We start from the raw sequence: 19,236 nt of genomic DNA, 5'->3' as shown, positions 1-19,236 counted from the left end.
AGTCAATGAAAAATACCGCTATTGGTTTAGGTAATATTGATGCCAAACTCGTTTTTTATATAAAAAACCGCCCACCTCTCACTTCTTATGAAAGCCTAAATTGTGTTAAAGCGATAGTTCCTAGTGAAATTGCCTATATTTGTCAGGAAACCGGTAACCATTGGCGGAAAATATTTAATGTTTACGCTAAGTTATTATTTGAATTATCATCAAAGCAATTTTCTAGTTGGCAACACTTAAGAGATGATTTTCTATTACAGTCACACAGTGATAATTGCTTACTTTTTTCAGCGCCCTGCTTTTTAGCGACTAACCATTGTGAAACGAATTTTTTAGCAAAAATTTCTATCGAATCTGAACTACCAGAGCTCAAAGCACCTGACTCTAAAACACTCAGTTCTACAACACCTAAACCTGTTAAAAAACTGCACGTTATATTAGGCAAAGGTTATGCAGAACAACTGGGGCTTTGTTACGACTGCACTTGGCTTAGTCATGATTTTGCTATTAATAATGAGTTAGGCATTATTATTTGCCCATATTTTGATTATCGACAATTATCAAATATAAAAATTGTCCAACTTGCGGCTCTAATTCGGCAATTAACAGCGCCAGAAGCATAGCATTAGCCCTTTCTTTACTATAGAGCTGTAACCGATATCCATAAGATAGGATATCAGCAAGATGTCTGGGAGGGGCCTAAACATAAAAAAAGCCCTAAACGATTAATTTAGGGCTTTGATATTAACAGCTTAGCAGTGCGTTAACTTTCAGGAACTTCAGGCTCTATATCCGTAGTGGATTTCTCTACAACGATATGATCAACACGCTGTAAACCTCTTGGTAGTTTATTACCTCGACGTCCACGTTCACCTTTATAATGCTCAATGTCGCTAGCTTTTAGAGTTAACTTACGTTTACCTGCATGCAAGGTAACAGCACTATCTGGTGGCAAGACGTCGAGCAAGGTTACATATTCTTCACGCGCTTTTGCTTTTGCTGTAGGAATATTAATTATTTTGTTGCCTTTACCTTTAGTCAAAATAGGTAAGTCTTTAACTGGAAAAACCAGCATGCGTCCTTCCGAGGTAATTGAAAGTACTAATTCTGTATCTAAATTGCTAATGACTTTTGGTGTCATTACTTTCGCTGCTACAGACAAACTTAATAACGCTTTACCATTTTTATTACGACTGACCATGTCGGCAAAACTGCCAACAAAGCCATAACCTGCATCGCTGCTGAGTAAGTAACGACATTCGTCATCAGCCATCAAGACTTGTTCAAAGTATTCACCGCTCGACAAATTAAAGCGCCCTGTGAGCGGCTCTCCTTGGCTTCGCGCCGTAGGTAAACTATGCGCATCAGTGGCGTATGCCCTTCCCGATGAGTCAATAAACACCACAGGGCGATTGCTTCGTCCTTTGGCTGAACATAAGTATTCATCGCCTGACTTGTAGCTTAATGCTTCTGCGTCAATATCATGGCCTTTTGCACAACGTGCCCAGCCCTTTTGAGAAACAACAACAGTAACTGACTCACTTGGCATCAAGTCTTTTTCAGATAAGGCTTTTGCCTCACTGCGCTCAACAATAACCGAGCGGCGATCATCACCATATTTTTCAGCTGCTTCTAGAATTTCTTTCTTCATTAAGGTATTCATGCGAACTTTAGAGCTGAGAATTTTCTCCAGGTATTCACGTTCTATATTTAATTCCGCTTGCTCAGCACGGATCCTAATTTCTTCAAGCTTAGCGAGTTGGCGAAGCTTAATTTCTAATATTGATTCGGCTTGGCGTTCTGAAAGTTCAAAGCGTGACATTAACTCAGCTTTGGGGTTATCAAAGCCTCTAATTATCTCAATAACTTCATCAATATTAAGGTACGCGATTAATAAGCCATCTAAAAGATGCAAACGAGCCAATACTTTATCTAATCGATATTGCAAGCGACGACGCACTGTTTCGCGTCGATACTCTAACCACTCGCTTAATATGGTTCTAATATCTTTAACGGCTGGCTTGTTGTTCAAACCGATCATGTTCAAGTTAACACGAAAGTTTTTTTCTAAATCTGTGGTGGCAAACAAGTGCTGCATAAGTTGTTCAATATCAACACGGTTTGAACGTGGAACAACAACTAAACGGATAGGATTTTCATGATCAGATTCATCACGTAAATCAACCACCATTGGTAACTTTTTGGCCTGCATTTGATTGGCAATTTGTTCTAATATTTTTCCGCCTGAGGCTTGATGTGGCAATGCGGTAATAACCACATCACCATGCAACATCTCATAAACTGCCCGCATTTTAATACTGCCACGACCGGTTTGATAAATTTTTTCAATATCGGCTTTAGGCGTAATAATTTCAGCGTCGGTTGGATAATCGGGGCCATGAATAATTTCAAGTAGATCGGCTAATTCAGCTTTCGGTTGCTCAATTAAATGTATACAAGCATTCGCAACTTCTCTGGCATTATGCGGAGGAATGTCTGTTGCCATACCTACTGCTATGCCTGTAATACCGTTCAATAAAATGTGTGGCAAACGTGCAGGTAAGGTTTTAGGCTCCTTCATGGTGCCATCAAAGTTAGGCGACCAATCAACAGTGCCTTGGCCTAATTCAGCTAGTAAAACTTCACTAAAACGTGATAAACGCGCTTCGGTATAACGCATTGCCGCAAATGATTTTGGATCGTCAGGAGCACCCCAGTTACCTTGTCCGTCAACTAACGGATAACGGTATGAAAATGGCTGCGCCATTAATACCATAGCTTCGTAACAGGCAGAGTCACCATGGGGATGAAATTTACCTAGTACATCACCAACAGTACGAGCAGATTTTTTATATTTCGCTAATGCGGATAAGCCAAGCTCGGACATTGCATAAACGATACGACGTTGCACCGGTTTTAAGCCATCACCAATATGTGGCAAGGCACGGTCCATAATGACATACATCGAGTAATTTAAATAAGCTTCTTCAGTGAACTGTCTTAGAGGGCGCTGTTCAATACCGTCTAAACTAAAGTCGATTGCATCTGACATGAAAGTATTTTCCTAAAAAGTTCGATTAATGCCGAATTATTAAACGTAACTTTTATTATTATTGTTCTAGGGGTAGCTTAGCTGATTATACCGGTGGAAAGAACACTTTTAGGCGATAAATATCACACAACAGTGATTAATTTTTATTTTATTTTTTTTCTTTCGCAAAGCTGCACACTTGGTTGCGACCATTAATTTTTGCTTGATACATTGCCATATCTGCTGCGTGTAACAAGCTATCAAAACTTTCTCTAACATCAGCAATGCTGACAATACCTATGCTAACTGTCACCCGAATTTTGTTGTTTTTATACATACTAATATCATCTTGAATTTTCTCACGCATGTGTTCTGCAATTGCGTGAGCTTGTTCGATACTCGCATCAGGTAAAATGGCAGCAAACTCTTCACCACCAATACGGGCAAAAAAATCTCGAGAACGCATGGTTTCACTAGCTAACGCGGCAACATGGCAAATAACGCTGTCGCCAACATCATGACCAAAGTTATCGTTTATACTTTTAAAATTATCTATGTCTAACATTAAAACACTGAGTTCTTTATCAGCCAATAATGCTCGTGTCATAAAATTATAACCATTACTAAAGAATGCCCCACGGTTAGGTAATAACGTTAAACTATCGGTTTTTGCCAGTAACTTTAATGCTCGGCTAATTTTAAATTGTCGTAAAAGTAGTAAAAAGAAAACGCTGACTGCGGCAATAAAAATGGCAATATTAAGATATTGTTCACTACGCTCAGCTTCAGCGCTGGCAAGCGCATAATGCTTTATTTGGCTATTTTGCGTAAGCAGCTCGTTTTCTTCATGTTTTTTTTCAATGTTATATTTTTCATCTAAACGCTTAACACTTAACTCTTTTTGATGGTTCAAATGTGCAAAATATTTTTTAATATACAGCCGTTTAGTGTCATAGGCTTTCTTTCCTTCGCCTTGCCTTGCATAAATGTCTGCTAGGGTTAAATAAGCACTAGAAAATAAAGGTGTATCGAGTTGTTTTTTAGTCAGTAACGGCTCAAGCTTAATTGCTTTATTGAGCCAATTAATCACTTTATGCTCTTGCCCTTCAATATCAGAAATATTGGCACGCACGATATACAGTAAATATTGCTCAGCGATATTTACTGTTAAGGGTAATTCTTGTAAAGCCAATAACTTAACTTGCGCTGCCGCTTTGTCATACACACTCAAGGTTAATAGCGATAATATTTCGTTATTAACCGCCAAAGCGACTATTGATTTTTGCTGTTTTGCACTAAGGCTATCAATATTATTGAATACCTGTTGTTGACCGATAATTTCATCTGCGCAGGCAACAGTGCTGATAGATATCGTGAACAAATATAAAGTGATAGTTTTGAGCCACGAATATTTACGCATTGTAACTAACCTTATTACGGCCTGATTGTTTGGCTTTTAATAATTGCTCATCAGAGGCCTTTAACAAAGCCGAAAAGTTTGCATAATTATCTCGCTCAAAAGTTGCTACACCAATACTTACCGTTAAATGGTTTATTTGCTGAGTTTGCCATTTTGATTGCTCAATATTTTGTCGAAGTCGCTGAGCAACCTCAAGTGCTTCGATACTACCGGTTTCTGGCAGCAGTGCAATAAACTCTTCTCCACCAAAGCGACCAAATACATCACTAGCTCGCATGAGGTTTTGGCCTTGAATAGCAATTTCTTGCAAGGCTTTATCACCAATACTATGACCAAACTGATCATTGATTTTTTTGAAAAAATCAATATCAATCATATACAGACTAAAGACTTGCTGACTCTTTTTGGCATTTAAAAAATACTCTTCACCTAACTCAAGCAGTCTTCGGCGGTTAGCTACACCGGTTAAGCTATCGGTTCGAGTCGCGCGAATTAAGTTTTTTTGTCCTTTTATCACACGATATAAGAACCAGGCTAATAGCAAGGTACAAACAGCCAACACCATAACAAGTACCTGACGACCATCCGCTTCAAGTGCCATTTGTTGGAGTTGTAAATTTTGTATGCGTTGTTTTTTCTCTAATATATTATTCTGTCGTTGAGCGGTTGCACTTTCATATTGCAAAATTAACTCATCTATTTCAGTGGTTTCTCGTGCCTGCTCGTATACTATAGATTGAGTAAAATACTGAGTTTGAATTTTATATGCTTGATTATAATGGCCTAAAGCATAATGTAATTTAGCGCTTAAAAAGAGAATATTTAGTGCACTGGTGTCATAATTATCACTCGCTTTGCGCTCGAGCAGTATTTGAGCTTGCTCTAGGTTGTCTAGCGCTTCTTGATAACGACCCATTTTTTCTAAAACAAAGGCCTTATCTACAGTGTATTGAAGTTTAACCGCATGTTGTTCAACTTCTTTAACATACTCACCTGCCAGTAGAATGTAGCGATAAGCATTTTCTGTATCTGCATCTTCCTTATTTAGCAGCACCCAAGCTATATTTCGATAAACATCGGCGATAAACTGATTACTGGTATTTGGCTGAATCTCACTTTCTAACACGCGGTAAACTTTAATGGCTTGTTCATAGCGCTCTTGGTTAGCGTGGTTATTAGCAACATTGTGCAAACTATTAAGTGCATAGTTCTGTTTGCCAGCTTTCTTAAAATGCTGATACGATTTTTGAAAGTAATCATTTGCTTGGCTTTCTTCGCCTAAATTTCCATATAAAATACCTAACTCACTGCTGACGTCGCCTAACAGTGAATCATCTGCAATGTCATTGGCTATTTCTAAAGCTTGATTTAGGGTGATTAACGATTGTTTGTAGTCTTTTTGTAAATATAATATCGCGCCAATATTAATCAGACCTCGAGCGGTTAATTCCTGATTATTCATAGAACGTGCAACATCTAAACCATTTTGATAGATTTGAAAAGCGCCGTCAAAATTGCCCAAACTTTCAAGCGAAAAACCTTTGGTGTAAGCAAGCTCAGCAATAAACACACTCGGATTATTCATTTTCTTGGCAAGTTTTAAGCCCTGTTCTGCCGAAGCCTCACTTAAACTGTATAGTGCTTGGTCGGCATAGGCTGCTGATTGAATGCGATAGTAATTTACTTGGTTGGAAACGGGCTGAGTGTCTAGCTGTTCTTTATGCGCATTTAATAAAAACAGCGCCGCTTTAGGATCACTGTTGTTGAGCTGCTCTGCACGTAATAAAAACGTATTAAAGTCACTGTCAGTTACAGACTGCAAAGCATTTGATTTACAAGATATTAACAAGAAAATAAAGAGAATCGGGGCACTATTTTGAAAGGTTAATTTTATAAAGCTCTTTAACAAATTCGCGCTCCAACGGCCCGTGCGATAATATGCAAATTACAGTATAAAACGAATTTGCTTAAATGATAAACTATTATTTATGATGAGTTAAAAACACAAATAAAAATGCGAAAAAATAATTATTTTAAAACTATTTTTCAGTAACTAGCCAATAACTTGCTTCTATTTTATTACCATCAAGGTCTACAATAAAGCAGCCATAATAAGGCTCTCCATATTCAGGCCTTGGACCTGGTTCACCGTTACAACGTCCACCTAAGGTAATTGCGCACCGATAAAAGTCATCAACCTGCTGCTTATTTAACGCAACAAAACCAAAATGAACGCCGTTGCTAGCTGTTGCCAACTTTTTATCAAAAGGTAGTTGTAGCCAAAATTCAGGATAGCCCTTGCCGTATGCAACCGCATGTTCATATTCGCTAACTAGTTCTATACCTAATTTTGCCAACACAGGAGTATAAAAGGACTTTGCCTTCGTGAGGTTATTAGTCCCTACTGACGCATGACATATACTGCGTAACAGACGGTGTTCAATCATGAGTTTTCCTAAAAAAGCAAAAAGGTATAGTGAGTAACTATACCTTTTTTAATTAACAGTAAATAAGTATTGATTAGATTTAACATTTAATAATAACGTTAATTTATCCACTTGGTTTTTCATTAGCATGCTAAAAAAATCAATCTAATTCAACCATATCGCCTTTAGATTGCAACCAATCTTTACGATCGCCTGCACGTTTTTTAGAGAGTAACATATCCATCAATTCCATAGTTTCTGAATGATCATCTACGGTTAACTGTACTAAGCGACGTGTATTGGGATCCATGGTAGTTTCACGTAATTGTAACGGATTCATTTCACCCAGCCCTTTGAATCGCTGTACATTGACTTTTCCACGTTTTTTCTCGGCTTCGATACGGTCTAAAATACCGTCTTTTTCAGCTTCATCTAACGCGTAAAATACTTCTTTACCCACATCAACTCGATACAATGGAGGCATAGCGACATAGACATGCCCAGCTTGCACTAAAGGTAGAAAATGTTGAGTAAATAGCGCACAAAGTAAGGTCGCAATATGTAAACCATCAGAATCGGCATCGGCAAGAATACAAATTTTACCGTAGCGAAGTCCTGATAAATCATCCGTATCAGGGTCAATACCTAAAGCAACTGAAATATCATGAACTTCTTGTGATGCTAATATTTGCCCTGAGTCTACTTCCCAAGTATTTAAAATTTTACCACGCAGCGGCATAATGGCTTGAATTTCACGATCTCTTGCCTGTTTTGCACTACCACCCGCAGAGTCACCTTCTACTAAAAACAGCTCTGTACGCAAAATATCTTGGCTACCGCAGTCGGTTAACTTGCCTGGTAAAGCTGGCCCTTGAGTGACCTTTTTTCGAATGATTTTTTTACTAGCACGTAAACGTCGCTGGGCATTAGAAATACAAAACTCAGCTAAGGTTTCCGCAATGCTCGTATGCTCGTTTAACCACAAACTAAATGAGTCTTTTACTACACCAGTAACGAATGCCGCGCATTGGCGAGAAGAGAGTCGTTCTTTAGTCTGTCCGGCAAATTGTGGGTCTTCCATCTTCACTGATAAGATATAAGCACATTTATCCCAAATGTCGTCTGGTGTTAACTTAACACCACGTGGGAGTAAGTTTCTAAATTCACAAAACTCGCGCATTGACTCTAACAAGCCTTGGCGAAGGCCGTTAACATGTGTACCACCTTGCACGGTAGGAATTAAGTTAACATAACTCTCACCAACTGATTCGCCACCTTCAGGTAGCCAAGTTACTGCCCAATCAGCTGCTTCATGTTGCGAAGTAAAGCTGCCAACAAAAGGCTCTTCTGGCAAGCTTTCAAAACCTTTAACTGACTCTTTTAAATAATCGACTAAGCCATCTTCATAGCACCATTCATATTTATCATCTTCGTTTTTATCATGAAACTTTATAGTTAACCCAGGACAAAGTACGGCTTTAGCTTTTAATAAATGCACTAATCGACGTGCTGAAAACTTGGCCGAATCGAAATAGCTAGCATCAGGCCAAAATTTTACGCGGGTGCCGGTATTACGACGGCCCACTGTACCTGTTTCTCTTAACTCTTCTACCTTATAGCCACTTTCGAAAGCCATTTCGTATACTTTACCATCACGCCTAACTGAAACGTCTACTCGGGTAGATAAGGCGTTGACAACAGAAATTCCCACACCGTGCAAACCACCTGAAAATTGATAGTTTTTATTGGAAAACTTACCACCAGCGTGCAGTTTACAAAAAATAAGTTCTACGCCAGATACACCTTCTTCTGGGTGAATATCAATCGGCATACCTCGACCATCATCAATAACTTCTAATGACTGATCTTTATCAAGAATCACAGTAATATTTTGTGCATGCCCTGCTAATGCTTCATCAACAGAGTTATCGATAACTTCTTGGCCTATATGATTAGGACGAGTGGTATCGGTATACATGCCAGGACGATGACGTACCGGGTCGAGGCCACTTAAGACTTCAATGGAGTCGGAATTATATTGTTCGCTCATTTATATGTTCTGATAATTAGGCTGATATTAGTGGTAAATTGAAAAATAACGCTATGTTAGGCAAGGTATTTTCATAGTTAATAAAACTATGATCGCCACCTTGCTCCACTGCCAATTGGCAATGACGGTATTTTTCAACGGCTTGTTGGTAATCTAACACTTCATCACCGGTTTGTACCATGACCAAGTAATTATTTTTAGAAATATTTTCCTGTTCGAGCGCTTTTAGTTCAGCAATATGCAGCTCTTTAACTTGATAGCGCTTCTGGGTATACGGGTTTACTTGTTCTCCAAGATAATCGTTCATTAATTCGAACGGTTTAACCGCGGGGTTAATTAGCACCGCTTTCGTTTGATATTTCTCTGCTAAATAGGTGCTAAAATAACCCCCTAAAGATGAGCCCATTAATAACCAAGTAGCGTTAGGTTCAAGGGCAATAATATCTTCAAGTTGTTTAATGGCCGCATTAGGAGAAGACACTAATTGCGGACAATGAAAGTTTATTTCTGGATGATTTTTAGCGAAAAACTTTCGTGTGAGTTCAGCTTTCATCGACAAAGGCGAAGAGTTAAAACCATGAATATACAATATATTAATCATAACGAATTATTTTCTCTCATTGTTTTAGACATAAAACACCTTACTGGTTATTTGGCTATTGTCAGCCAAGGTAAATATTCGATAACCTGGTGGTTGGCCATTTGATTTGGCGGTCTGAGAATTGATGTCGAATTGAATAGATGTTGCTGGGCAGCTGTATAAATTAATCGTTCTTGCTGGCAGTTTTACAGGCAAAGTTAATGCTTGATGAATATGGCCACATCCGATCGCTTTTATCGAAGGATATGCCGTTAAAAAATTTTGGAATTCGGCTTTATTTATCAAACCATGCTGATCAATAAAAAAGCCCGCATCTACAGCATGATGATGCATTAATACCAATTGAGATTTAGCGGGGTCAATTACACGGCTAGCACTATCACCTTGTGCTTTGCTGAACACGCCAGCAGGTGTAGTACTCTTACTTTCTAATAATAGCACTTGCCAATCGTTACCTTCGATTAGGCTCTCTTGGAGAAAGGGTGCGTTCGACAAATAGCGATTTAATAACTGCGGCTCGTCATGATTACCGGCAACATAATAAACGGGGGTGGTAATTTCGCATTCTTCAAAGGCTTGGACAAATAGTTGATAAGACCCTTCAGTGTGATCTTGTGTTAAGTCGCCAGTGAAAACAATAACATCAATTGAAGGCTGACTTTTAATGGCCAAAAGCACATTTTTCAAGTTCTGGAAAACATTAGCCTGATGGTGTAAACCATTACGTTCGGCAAATAAGTGACTATCACTAATTTGCGCTAGGGTAAGTTGCTTTGATATTTTTGTTTGTATCATTTGTTTTATGCTATTGGTTTGTGTGACATTAACTTAAGATTTTTTTGTCATATTAAAATGTACTTGGCCCAATTGTAAGCAAAGTTGTAGCCATTCTTTTAAAAAATAGTTCACTTGTTGCTTTTCATCGGGTAAATGCATTTTATCGTTGGGATAGTCATAACGTGGCTTGATCTGTTTTACATCTTGATTACTGATCACTTCAGCCATGCGAGCGTCATGATATAAGCGGACGACCATTTTGGGGCGAAATAACTCTGTCAAATTATAGCCGTGAATATTCGCCTCTTGGTTAATCGTTAATAATGTCGTGTACTTTGTCACTTCATTTACTTTTACTCGATAGCTTAAAAAGTCAGAAATAAAAAAGCACCGCTGTTCTCCCACCTGCTCTTTATCCGCAAGAACACGCAGTAATAACATATAATTAACCTCAAATAAGGACATTAAAGTCGGTAAGTGAGGACGATATTTTTTTTCAACAACTGACATTTATTTCCAGCTTGATTTAAGCTTATCAAGATTTAGAGCTAACCATTGTAGCGCAATAATAGTAGCAGCATTCAGTATCTTTCCCTGTTCAAGTAACTTCTGTGCATCTTGGCGCGACATAACATGCACTAAAATATCTTCGCCTTCTGAGGCTAGGCCAAAAACACCTGAAACATTTTCACTATCTACACAGGCACAATAAAGATGAATACATTCACTCATGCCGCCAGCGCTTGAAAGATAATCCATCACTTTAATTACTTTTTCAGGCCTTATTTCTAAGTTAGCCTCTTCTTTTGCTTCACGAATCGCGACTTCTAATGGCACTTCATTTTCTGAAAACATACCAGCGATTAGTTCTAATTGCCATGGCCCAGTTTTACTGCGCAGTGCGCCAGAGCGAAATTGTTCAATAAGTATTACAGAATCTGTGACCGGATCATAAGGCAATAAGCCAACAGCGTCGCCACGTTCAAAAACCTCTCGTTTTAATACCTTACTGTAGCCACCTTGATAAAGTTTATGACGAAATAAATACTCATCAATGGCAAAGAAACCTTGGTATTTTCTTGATTTTTCGATCACTTCTATATCAGCTAAATTAAAGCGTAATAAAGGTGCTTTGGTCATATTAATCATTCATTCTTCCTGTGTTACTAGACATGTTACTAAACAATTTTCGATTCACTCGCACTTAACATTTTGTTACACTAGAATACTTCCCTAAACACTTATTTTATTTAGCTAATTCCTTATTCGCGATAAGATAGTTACAATTAGAAAAATAATTGCACGTTCATTATTACAGGAATCGCTTCAAGATGAAAAAAACAATAACCACACTTTTTATTGGCCTTGCGTGTGCTGCAAGTAGCTCTTTAGCTAATGCCGAAGATTTACTGTCAGTATACCAGCAGGCAAAAAACAATGATCCGGTTGTTCTTAGAGCGCATGCACAATTTTTAGCAGCTGAAGAAGGTATTGAACAAGCTCGCTCAGTGTTATTACCCCAAATTTACGGCGCAGCAAGCTATACAGAAAGCGAAAACGAGTTTATTCCTACTTCAGATACTGGACAGTCCTCAGGTCTACTTCTTACCAATAAAAGTGATACTACTAGCTATAGTCTTAATTTAGACATGGAGTTATATAATCATAGTACTTGGTTAAAACTCGATAATGCGAAAAAAATTGCCCACCAGAGTGATGTTATCTACCAATTAGCTAAGCAAGATTTAATTGTACGCTTAACACAATCATACTTTCAGGTGCTGCGAGCAAAAGATGATTTGGAATTTTCGATTGCTGAGAAAACCGCAATTGAACGCCAGCTAGAACAAACAAAACAAAGGTTCTCTGTTGGTTTAACCGCAATTACTGATGTTCATGAAGCACAAGCACAATACGACAATGCTGTAACCGATGAAATTAGAGCTGAAAACAAAGTATTTAATGCCGAAGAAGCTTTACGGGTTATCACCAATATATATCCTCGTGATTTGAACATTTTAAATACTGAGCGTTTCAGTACTTCTCGTCCATCTCCTGACAGTGCTAATGAATGGCAACAAACTGCAGAAGCTAAAAACTTAGAACTCATTGCAGAAAGAATAAGCATTGATATTGCTAAAGAAAATATCAACATTGCACGTTCTGGACATTACCCTACATTAAGTTTATCGGGCAGCTACGGTAGCAGAGAGCAAGATAATGAAGTTAACAGTATCAACTTTAATAACCCTGCATTAGATAGCCATTCAATTGGCATTTCTTTATATGTACCTATTTATTCAGGCGGCGCGATATCAAGCACGGTTCGCAAAGCACAAAACAATTATGTTGCCGCTAGCCAAAATATGGAACAAGCGCACCGAAATGTAGTACGCAACACGCGCAATGCATATAACACTGTGATTGCAGCGGTTTCAGCTATTAGATCATTAGAGCAATCAGAGATTAGTGCACAAAGTGCATTAAAAGCAACAGAAGCGGGTTTTGAAGTGGGCACACGTACTATTGTTGATGTGTTAAACAGTACCAGAAACTTGTACAACGCCAAGCGTAACTTATCGTCAACACGATATGATTATATTCAAAATGTATTAGCATTAAAACGTGCTGGCGGTACCATTACCGAGCAAGATTTAGCTGATATAAACCAAGGTTTAACAGAAAATTAATAAAGCGTAACTTTTAATGAAAAATAAAAAAGCAGCATTAAATGCTGCTTTTTTATGCTCAGGACAAACAGTATCTTGTGTTCACATGAATGTGAAAGAACGAAGATCAGAAGATAAAATCAGAATGACTAATCTTCTCGTTTTATCGCGTTAATAATTTTGGTTGTCGAAATTCCATCTTCAAAATTAAGTACTTTTACTTCACCACCTGCCGCGATAACTTCAGCTCCACCTGCGATATCTTCTACTTTATAATCACCACCTTTAACTAAGGTATTGGGTAAAATGTTGGCAATTAAACGTTGCGGAGTATCTTCACTAAAAGGCACTACCCAATCGACTGCGCCTAAACCAGCGAGCACCGCCATTCGACGATCCACTGGGTTAACCGGGCGACCCGGGCCTTTCAATCGCGTTACTGAAGCGTCATCATTAACCGCAACAATTAAACGCGTACCTAAGGTATTCGCGGTAGTTAAATATGAAACATGGCCCGCATGCAAAATATCAAAACAACCATTGGTCATCACAATAGTTTCACCGCGCGCTTGGGCTAATTCAACGGCAATTTTTAGCTGTTCTTCAGACATCACACCAAAACCACTTTCTTGACCTGATGATAACTCAGCACTTAATTCAGCTTCGCTGACCGTCGACGTACCCAATTTACCGACAACAATACCAGCCGCAATATTTGCTAAGGCGCTGGCTTGGGTAAACTCGGCTTTTGCTGCTATAGCAAGAGCTAATGTGGCAATAACCGTATCGCCAGCGCCAGTTACGTCATAAACCTCTTTCGCTTGCGTGGGTAAATGAAATTCTTCTTGGCCATGGCGTAACAGAGTCATGCCGTGTTCACTTCGAGTGACTAGCATGGCTGTTAAATCTAATTCCTTTAATAGTGCTTGGCCTTTACTAACAATTTCAGCTTCAGTTTTACAATGTCCAACTACGGCTTCAAATTCTGCAAGGTTTGGCGTAATTAATGTCGCACCACGATAACGTGAAAAGTCAGTGCCTTTTGGATCAACTAACACAGGAATATTTTGCGCTTTTGCTACTTGTATAAGTGCCTGAACTTCAGATAATGTGCCTTTGTCGTAATCAGATAACAACAAAAGATCATGCTGAGCAACTAAGGCTTTGGTTTGTTCAATCAATGCTTTTTTATCAAGTTCAGCAAAAGATTCTTCAAAATCTAAGCGCAATAATTGCTGATTTCGGCTTAAAATACGTAATTTAGTAATGGTTGGGTGATCGATAGATTGAATAAATTGACAATTTATATTCATTGCTGACAACTGTGTTTGCAATGTTTGTGACGCTTCATCTTCGCCAGTGATACCCAATAAAGTTACGTGACCATTTAGCGAAGCAATATTCAAAGCTACGTTGGCTGCGCCTCCTGGTCGATCTTCCTCTTGATGTATTTTAACAATCGGCACAGGTGCCTCGGGTGAAATACGTTGTGTAGGTCCATACCAATAGCGATCTAACATGATATCACCAACCACTAAAACACGCGCTTTATCAAAAGCGGGAATATCTACTTTCATCCTGTGCCCTATAACAGATATAATAAGCAATATTGTATCACAAGCAATTCAATGAGTTGAAATCATCCCGTGAGTAAAAACAAAGTTTTACAACCAAATTTTAAAATATCTTACCTGTTACCAAAATATTGGCTAACTTGGCTCGGGGTATTTATTCTTTATACCATTTCTTGGCTACCTTATAGGTTTCAGCTATTTCTCGGTAAAATAATCGGTCGCTTACTCTATAAAATTGGCTCAAGCCGTAAGAAAGTTGCTTTGCGAAATTTAGAGCTTTGCTTTCCTGATATGCCAGATGCTGAACGCCAAGTTATGCTTAAACGCAATTTTGAAAATACCGGTATTGCTTTATTGGAAACTGGTATGGGTTGGTGGTGGCCAAATTGGCGTGTAAAACGAAAAACCAAAGTTATCGGCCTTGAACACATTGAAGAAGCACAAAAACAAGGTAAAGGCATACTGCTACTTGCTATGCATTATCTTAGCGCCGAGATTAACTGTAGAGGCATTGGTTATGGCCATCCTATGGTGGTATTTTATCGACCGCATAACAATCCGTTAATGGAATATTTTCAGTTTCGTGGGCGTGGGCGTTCAAACAAATATATGTTGGGCAAACGTGATGTTAAAGGCTTACTTCGAGCACTCAATGACGGTGAAGCCTGTATTTATTTACCTGATCAAGATTACGGTCGCAATCGTAGTGTATTTGTGCCCTTTTTCGCCGTGCCAGAAGCGGCATCGACTACAGGTACATTAATATTTGCTCGACAAAAAAACACTCAAACGCACATGTTAATTCCAACGCGTAATGACGACGGCAGTGGTTACACATTAGAGATAAAACCTATGCTAGAAAACTTTCCAACTGGCGATGACACCGCTGATGTATTGAGAATAAATCAAGAGTTAGAAAAAGCCATTATGGTAAAACCTGAGCAGTATATGTGGTTACATCGTCGCTTTAAAACTCGCCCTAACGAAGATGACCCATCATTGTATAAATAGTTATTGTTCGTTATGGTGTTGGTGAGATATAAACTTAACTATAAGTAATTTATGAAATTTTGGTTACGAAGTATTATTTTAGGCTTGATTCTAATTGGCTTGGCTACAGCGTTATTGCTCAACCGAGAACTATTATTTTCACTCAGCGGAAATACAGCTGATGCAGTTGTTGCAACAAAAGTTGACCTTCACCATGAAGAGGGAGCTGAGCCAGTAGCACCAGAAGAAAAAATTGTTGTTGCTAAAGAAAGTACAAATGCCGCTGCTGATGGGCTTTCTCGCTATTACGCTAACCTTCATGGCGACATGGATGGCAAAGGTCCTAAAATTCGTAATAATATTGTCTATTTACCAGATCCAAAAGGTGATTTAGAAAAAATATTAGAAGCAAGACGTTTAATCACTCAGCCCTTACGTAAAGATTGGACAGGGAAAACTGATAACCACCCATTTCGCCTTGGCGAAACTTTATTTCAAAAACTATCTGAGTATGCTCAAGATAATGACCTAGAAATGCTTTGGTGGCTAAATCGTGACTTTGTGGTTAAAAGTGCTTTTAGAGTCAATAAAAATATCATCGCTACCTCTTATCAAGTAGGTAAGGCCGTTGAAGGTCATTTTGAAAATGGCCTATCTATTTACTTTTGCTATCAGCAACGTGCCATTGTTTTGATCGAGTACAGCATTCCTTACTTAGTAAATGAATGCATGCTACTGCCAAACGGCAGTAGCTAATCTAAGCTCAAAGACTAATTGCCTACTGCAATAACTGTTCAACAAGCTCCATTACCTCACTATACTCAGCTGAAAATTTAGTTGCAGGGATCATTGCAGCGCTGTTTTGCAGAGTTGCAAGATGACTTAAATCACGTAATTTACAGTAATTATCAACTAAAGAATGCTGTTGTTGTGCTGTAATTAAGCCAATGTTTGCTAAATACTCCAGTAGATTAATATTATCTGAATAATCGCTCAATTTTGGGTGCTCAGCACTATGGGCTAAAACTAAATATTGTACGAGAAATTCAATATCGACTAAACCACCCAGCCCTTGCTTAATGTCGACTTCGCTCTTTGTTGATTTATCCAAGTGTTCGCGCATTTTATTACGCATTTTTATCACATCTTCACGTAGTAATGCTTTATCGCGTTTTCTCATCAGCACTTCACGCTTAATTTCTTTAAATCTTTCTGCTAACCCTTCATGACCATAAATTATTCTGGTACGGACCAGCGCCTGATGCTCCCACGTCCAAGCATCTGTAGATTGATAATGAGCAAAGGTATCAATGTGTACCATTAAAAGCCCGGCATTACCCGAAGGTCTCAAGCGCATATCTAACTCGTATAAGATGCCATTGGCCATACGAGTATTAAATAAGTGCATCATACGTTGGGCAAGTTTTAGGTAAAATTGGCCAGCAGAAATCGATTTTTCTCCTGTTGTCATTTCGGCTACATCTGCGTTATGTACAAAGACTAAATCTAAATCCGAACTATACCCGAGTTCAATACCACCTAATTTTCCATAACCAATAACAGCAAAGCCTTTATCTTGGCTCTCTAACTTGCTGGTTGGCACACCAAAACGCAGTGTCATTTGTTGCCACGCTAAGTTAGCGACTTCTTCAACCAGTGCTTCTGCTAGTGCGGTTAAGTGATCACTAACTTTGGTAATCGGTAAAATGCCAGTAATATCTGCGGCAGCAATACGCAACTGTTTAGCCTGTTTAAACTGCCGTAGAGTGATCATTTGCGCTTCTTGGTCGTCTTCAGGTACCCGTAGCATAGTTTCACGCAATTCTGCGACATATGAAGATAGTAACGGTGGTTGATGAAATAATTTAGGGTCAATCAATTCATCCAGTAAAATTGGGAATTTAGCGATATGCTCTGCTACCCAGCTGCTATTTCGGCATAAATGAATTAATTGCTTTAATGCGCCTTCATTTTCAAATAATAATTCTAGGTAGGCCGTGCGCGTGGCAATCGTTGTTAGCACGCCTAAAACACGTGCTAATGTTTGATCCGTTAGTTTTAAATCGGCGAGGTGCCACAGCACAGTTGGGATCAATTTATCTAACACTTGTCTACCACGGCTCCCCATACTGCGTTTGATCATTTCACGACGAAAATCTCTGAGCGCTAGCCAGATGGTTTCACTGTGAGCAAACTCAACGCCATCTATTTTGTCTAGTAGCTGGGGAGATTGTTCAATCCAAGCAATAGATTCCTCATCGCTCCATTGGCTATCCCACAAGGTTGTCCAATACTGATCAACCGCCTGACGATTTGGACTTTCCTCACCAATTAGTTCAACAAATTGTTGATGAACCCCTTTCATATGAAAAGAAAGATGTTCAAGAAAAGTTGACCAATTTGTACAGTTATCATCAGCAAGAATAGTCAGTAAACGTTCCTGATCTAACTCATCGTCAGGTAACGTTTGTGTTTGTTGATCATTCAACGCTTGTATAATGTTTTCAACACGTCGCAAAAATCGATAACTATCCGTTAACACTATCGCACTCTGTGGTGTAAGCTCACCGTGCTTTACTAATAAAGGTACAACGGTGAGTAAGTTACGATGCTGTAAATCACTATCTCGGCCACCCCGGATCATTTGAAAAACTTGCACAATAAACTCAACTTCGCGAATACCGCCAGCACCTAGCTTAATATTGTTATTGAGCTGCTTACGCCTAACCTCTTGGGCAATCATGGCTTTCATCCGTCGCAGGCTGTCAATAACACTGAAATCAATGTAGCGGCGATAAACAAAAGGCCGCAACATATTGGACAATTGCCCATGATATTTGCCTTCGCCAATCAGGCGCGCCTTAAGCATGGCGTAACGTTCCCAATCTCGCCCTTGATCTTGGTAATAATTTTCCATGGCAGTAAACGACAACACTAAGGGTCCACTTTCGCCAAAAGGTCTCAAACGCATATCAACGCGATATACAAAGCCGTCCGCTGTTTGTTGATTTAGCGCGGTAATTAATTTTTGTCCTAGGCGCGTATAAAACAATTGATTGTCGATACTGCGCCTAAGGCCCTGGGTTTCTCCCGCTTCAGGATAAACAAAAATTAAATCAATATCTGATGAGAAGTTGAGCTCTTGCCCACCTAATTTCCCCATGGCATATACCAGTAAGCTTTGTGCTTCTCCGGCGCTGTTAACCGGCACACCCCACTTACTTTCACAAAATTTTGATAACCAATTGTTGGCGGCAATTACCAAACTATCGGCGAGTAAGGAAAGTCGCTTTAACGATTCATCAAGCGAAATATTCAACAAAAAATCACCAACAGCAATATGCACCATTTGTTCTAAACGAAACAACCTAAGGCACTTTTGTAATTGTTCTTCTGTTGTACATTTTTCTATAGCCTGAGCCAACATAACACTATATTCAGGCGTATTGGTTGAAAGTAACTGCTCGCTATTAAAAAGTTTAACGAGCAATTCTGGTGCTTGAATGGCACTGCGCAGAATAAAGTCACTTAACGCTAACGATTTTTTAAACAACGTTAAACGCTCTGGCGGTAAACTATCTGTAACACTAGGATATTGTTGTGAAAACTCTAGCCAACTTTTTGCTTGTTGACTTACAAGTAACATCGAAAAGGGTAAAGGAGATGAATTAGGCACGCTATCCTCGATAAAAGTTACA

15 protein-coding genes are annotated in these 19,236 nt (G+C 38.9%); 4 read left to right on the top strand and 11 right to left on the bottom strand.

The features are described 5' to 3' along the window. Positions 1 to 5 precede the first annotated feature (5 nt). Positions 6 to 623 carry a DUF6942 family protein gene (locus H4J38_RS06230; protein WP_182130590.1) on the top strand — a complete coding sequence of 206 codons (618 nt, stop codon included), beginning with the start codon at positions 6 to 8 and terminating at the stop codon, positions 621 to 623. A 140-nt stretch (positions 624 to 763) separates the two neighbouring features. On the opposite strand, the gene parC is transcribed toward H4J38_RS06230, so the two are convergent. The 9 genes from parC to H4J38_RS06185 form a co-directional block, all read right to left on the bottom strand. After that, on the bottom strand, positions 764 to 3,052 hold the full coding sequence (gene parC / locus H4J38_RS06225; RefSeq protein WP_182130588.1) for a DNA topoisomerase IV subunit A: 2,289 nt from the start codon (positions 3,050 to 3,052) through the stop codon (positions 764 to 766). A gap of 148 nt (positions 3,053 to 3,200) precedes the next feature. After that, the gene (locus H4J38_RS06220) at positions 3,201 to 4,451 is read right to left on the bottom strand and encodes a GGDEF domain-containing protein (RefSeq protein WP_182130586.1); all 1,251 of its coding nucleotides are present in this window, start codon (positions 4,449 to 4,451) and stop codon (positions 3,201 to 3,203) included. After that, entirely contained in the window at positions 4,444 to 6,360 is a 1,917-nt protein-coding gene (locus H4J38_RS06215) for a tetratricopeptide repeat-containing diguanylate cyclase (protein WP_182130584.1), read from the bottom strand. The genes H4J38_RS06220 and H4J38_RS06215 overlap by 8 nt, the downstream gene beginning before the upstream one ends. A 130-nt stretch (positions 6,361 to 6,490) precedes the next feature. Continuing rightward, positions 6,491 to 6,898 (bottom strand): VOC family protein, encoded by a 408-nt coding sequence (locus H4J38_RS06210; RefSeq protein ID WP_182130582.1) that lies wholly within the window; start codon positions 6,896 to 6,898, stop codon positions 6,491 to 6,493. Positions 6,899 to 7,037: 139 nt separating this feature from the next. Beyond that, positions 7,038 to 8,927, bottom strand: a complete 1,890-nt coding sequence (parE, locus tag H4J38_RS06205) for a DNA topoisomerase IV subunit B (protein WP_182130580.1) — start codon at positions 8,925 to 8,927, stop codon at positions 7,038 to 7,040. A 16-nt stretch (positions 8,928 to 8,943) separates the two neighbouring features. Next, positions 8,944 to 9,528 carry a YqiA/YcfP family alpha/beta fold hydrolase gene (locus H4J38_RS06200; RefSeq protein WP_182130578.1) on the bottom strand — a complete coding sequence of 195 codons (585 nt, stop codon included), beginning with the start codon at positions 9,526 to 9,528 and terminating at the stop codon, positions 8,944 to 8,946. Positions 9,529 to 9,552: 24 nt separating this feature from the next. After that, complete coding sequence (locus H4J38_RS06195; protein WP_182130576.1) at positions 9,553 to 10,323, bottom strand: metallophosphoesterase; 771 nt, start codon at positions 10,321 to 10,323, stop codon at positions 9,553 to 9,555. Positions 10,324 to 10,356: 33 nt separating this feature from the next. Then, on the bottom strand, positions 10,357 to 10,815 hold the full coding sequence (locus H4J38_RS06190) for a DUF1249 domain-containing protein (RefSeq protein WP_182130574.1): 459 nt from the start codon (positions 10,813 to 10,815) through the stop codon (positions 10,357 to 10,359). Further along, positions 10,816 to 11,454: an NUDIX domain-containing protein gene (locus tag H4J38_RS06185; protein WP_182130572.1), complete on the bottom strand. Its 639-nt coding sequence runs from the start codon at positions 11,452 to 11,454 to the stop codon at positions 10,816 to 10,818. Between the two features lie 182 nt (positions 11,455 to 11,636). Here H4J38_RS06185 and tolC point away from each other — a divergent pair, with 182 nt between their 5' ends. Continuing rightward, the gene (tolC, locus tag H4J38_RS06180) at positions 11,637 to 12,995 is read left to right on the top strand and encodes an outer membrane channel protein TolC (RefSeq protein ID WP_182130570.1); all 1,359 of its coding nucleotides are present in this window, start codon (positions 11,637 to 11,639) and stop codon (positions 12,993 to 12,995) included. 128 nt (positions 12,996 to 13,123) lie between these two features. Here tolC and hldE read toward each other — a convergent pair whose 3' ends face one another. Continuing rightward, complete coding sequence (gene hldE / locus H4J38_RS06175) at positions 13,124 to 14,551, bottom strand: bifunctional D-glycero-beta-D-manno-heptose-7-phosphate kinase/D-glycero-beta-D-manno-heptose 1-phosphate adenylyltransferase HldE (protein WP_182130568.1); 1,428 nt, start codon at positions 14,549 to 14,551, stop codon at positions 13,124 to 13,126. Between the two features lie 69 nt (positions 14,552 to 14,620). Here hldE and lpxL point away from each other — a divergent pair, with 69 nt between their 5' ends. Together lpxL and H4J38_RS06165 are read left to right on the top strand one after the other, a co-directional pair. Continuing rightward, positions 14,621 to 15,559, top strand: coding sequence for an LpxL/LpxP family Kdo(2)-lipid IV(A) lauroyl/palmitoleoyl acyltransferase (lpxL, locus tag H4J38_RS06170; RefSeq protein WP_182130566.1), 939 nt, complete (start codon positions 14,621 to 14,623; stop codon positions 15,557 to 15,559). A gap of 51 nt (positions 15,560 to 15,610) precedes the next feature. Beyond that, positions 15,611 to 16,294, top strand: a complete 684-nt coding sequence (locus tag H4J38_RS06165; protein WP_182130564.1) for a TcpQ domain-containing protein — start codon at positions 15,611 to 15,613, stop codon at positions 16,292 to 16,294. A gap of 22 nt (positions 16,295 to 16,316) precedes the next feature. Here the strand turns inward: H4J38_RS06165 and glnE are convergent, their stop codons facing one another. Continuing rightward, positions 16,317 to 19,214 carry a bifunctional [glutamate--ammonia ligase]-adenylyl-L-tyrosine phosphorylase/[glutamate--ammonia-ligase] adenylyltransferase gene (glnE, locus tag H4J38_RS06160; protein WP_310733452.1) on the bottom strand — a complete coding sequence of 966 codons (2,898 nt, stop codon included), beginning with the start codon at positions 19,212 to 19,214 and terminating at the stop codon, positions 16,317 to 16,319. Positions 19,215 to 19,236: the final 22 nt, after the last annotated feature.

The sequence above is a fragment of the Colwellia sp. BRX10-3 genome, from assembly GCF_014077505.1.
Classification (GTDB): domain Bacteria; phylum Pseudomonadota; class Gammaproteobacteria; order Enterobacterales; family Alteromonadaceae; genus Cognaticolwellia.
This window is presented reverse-complemented; position numbering and strand designations above follow the sequence as displayed.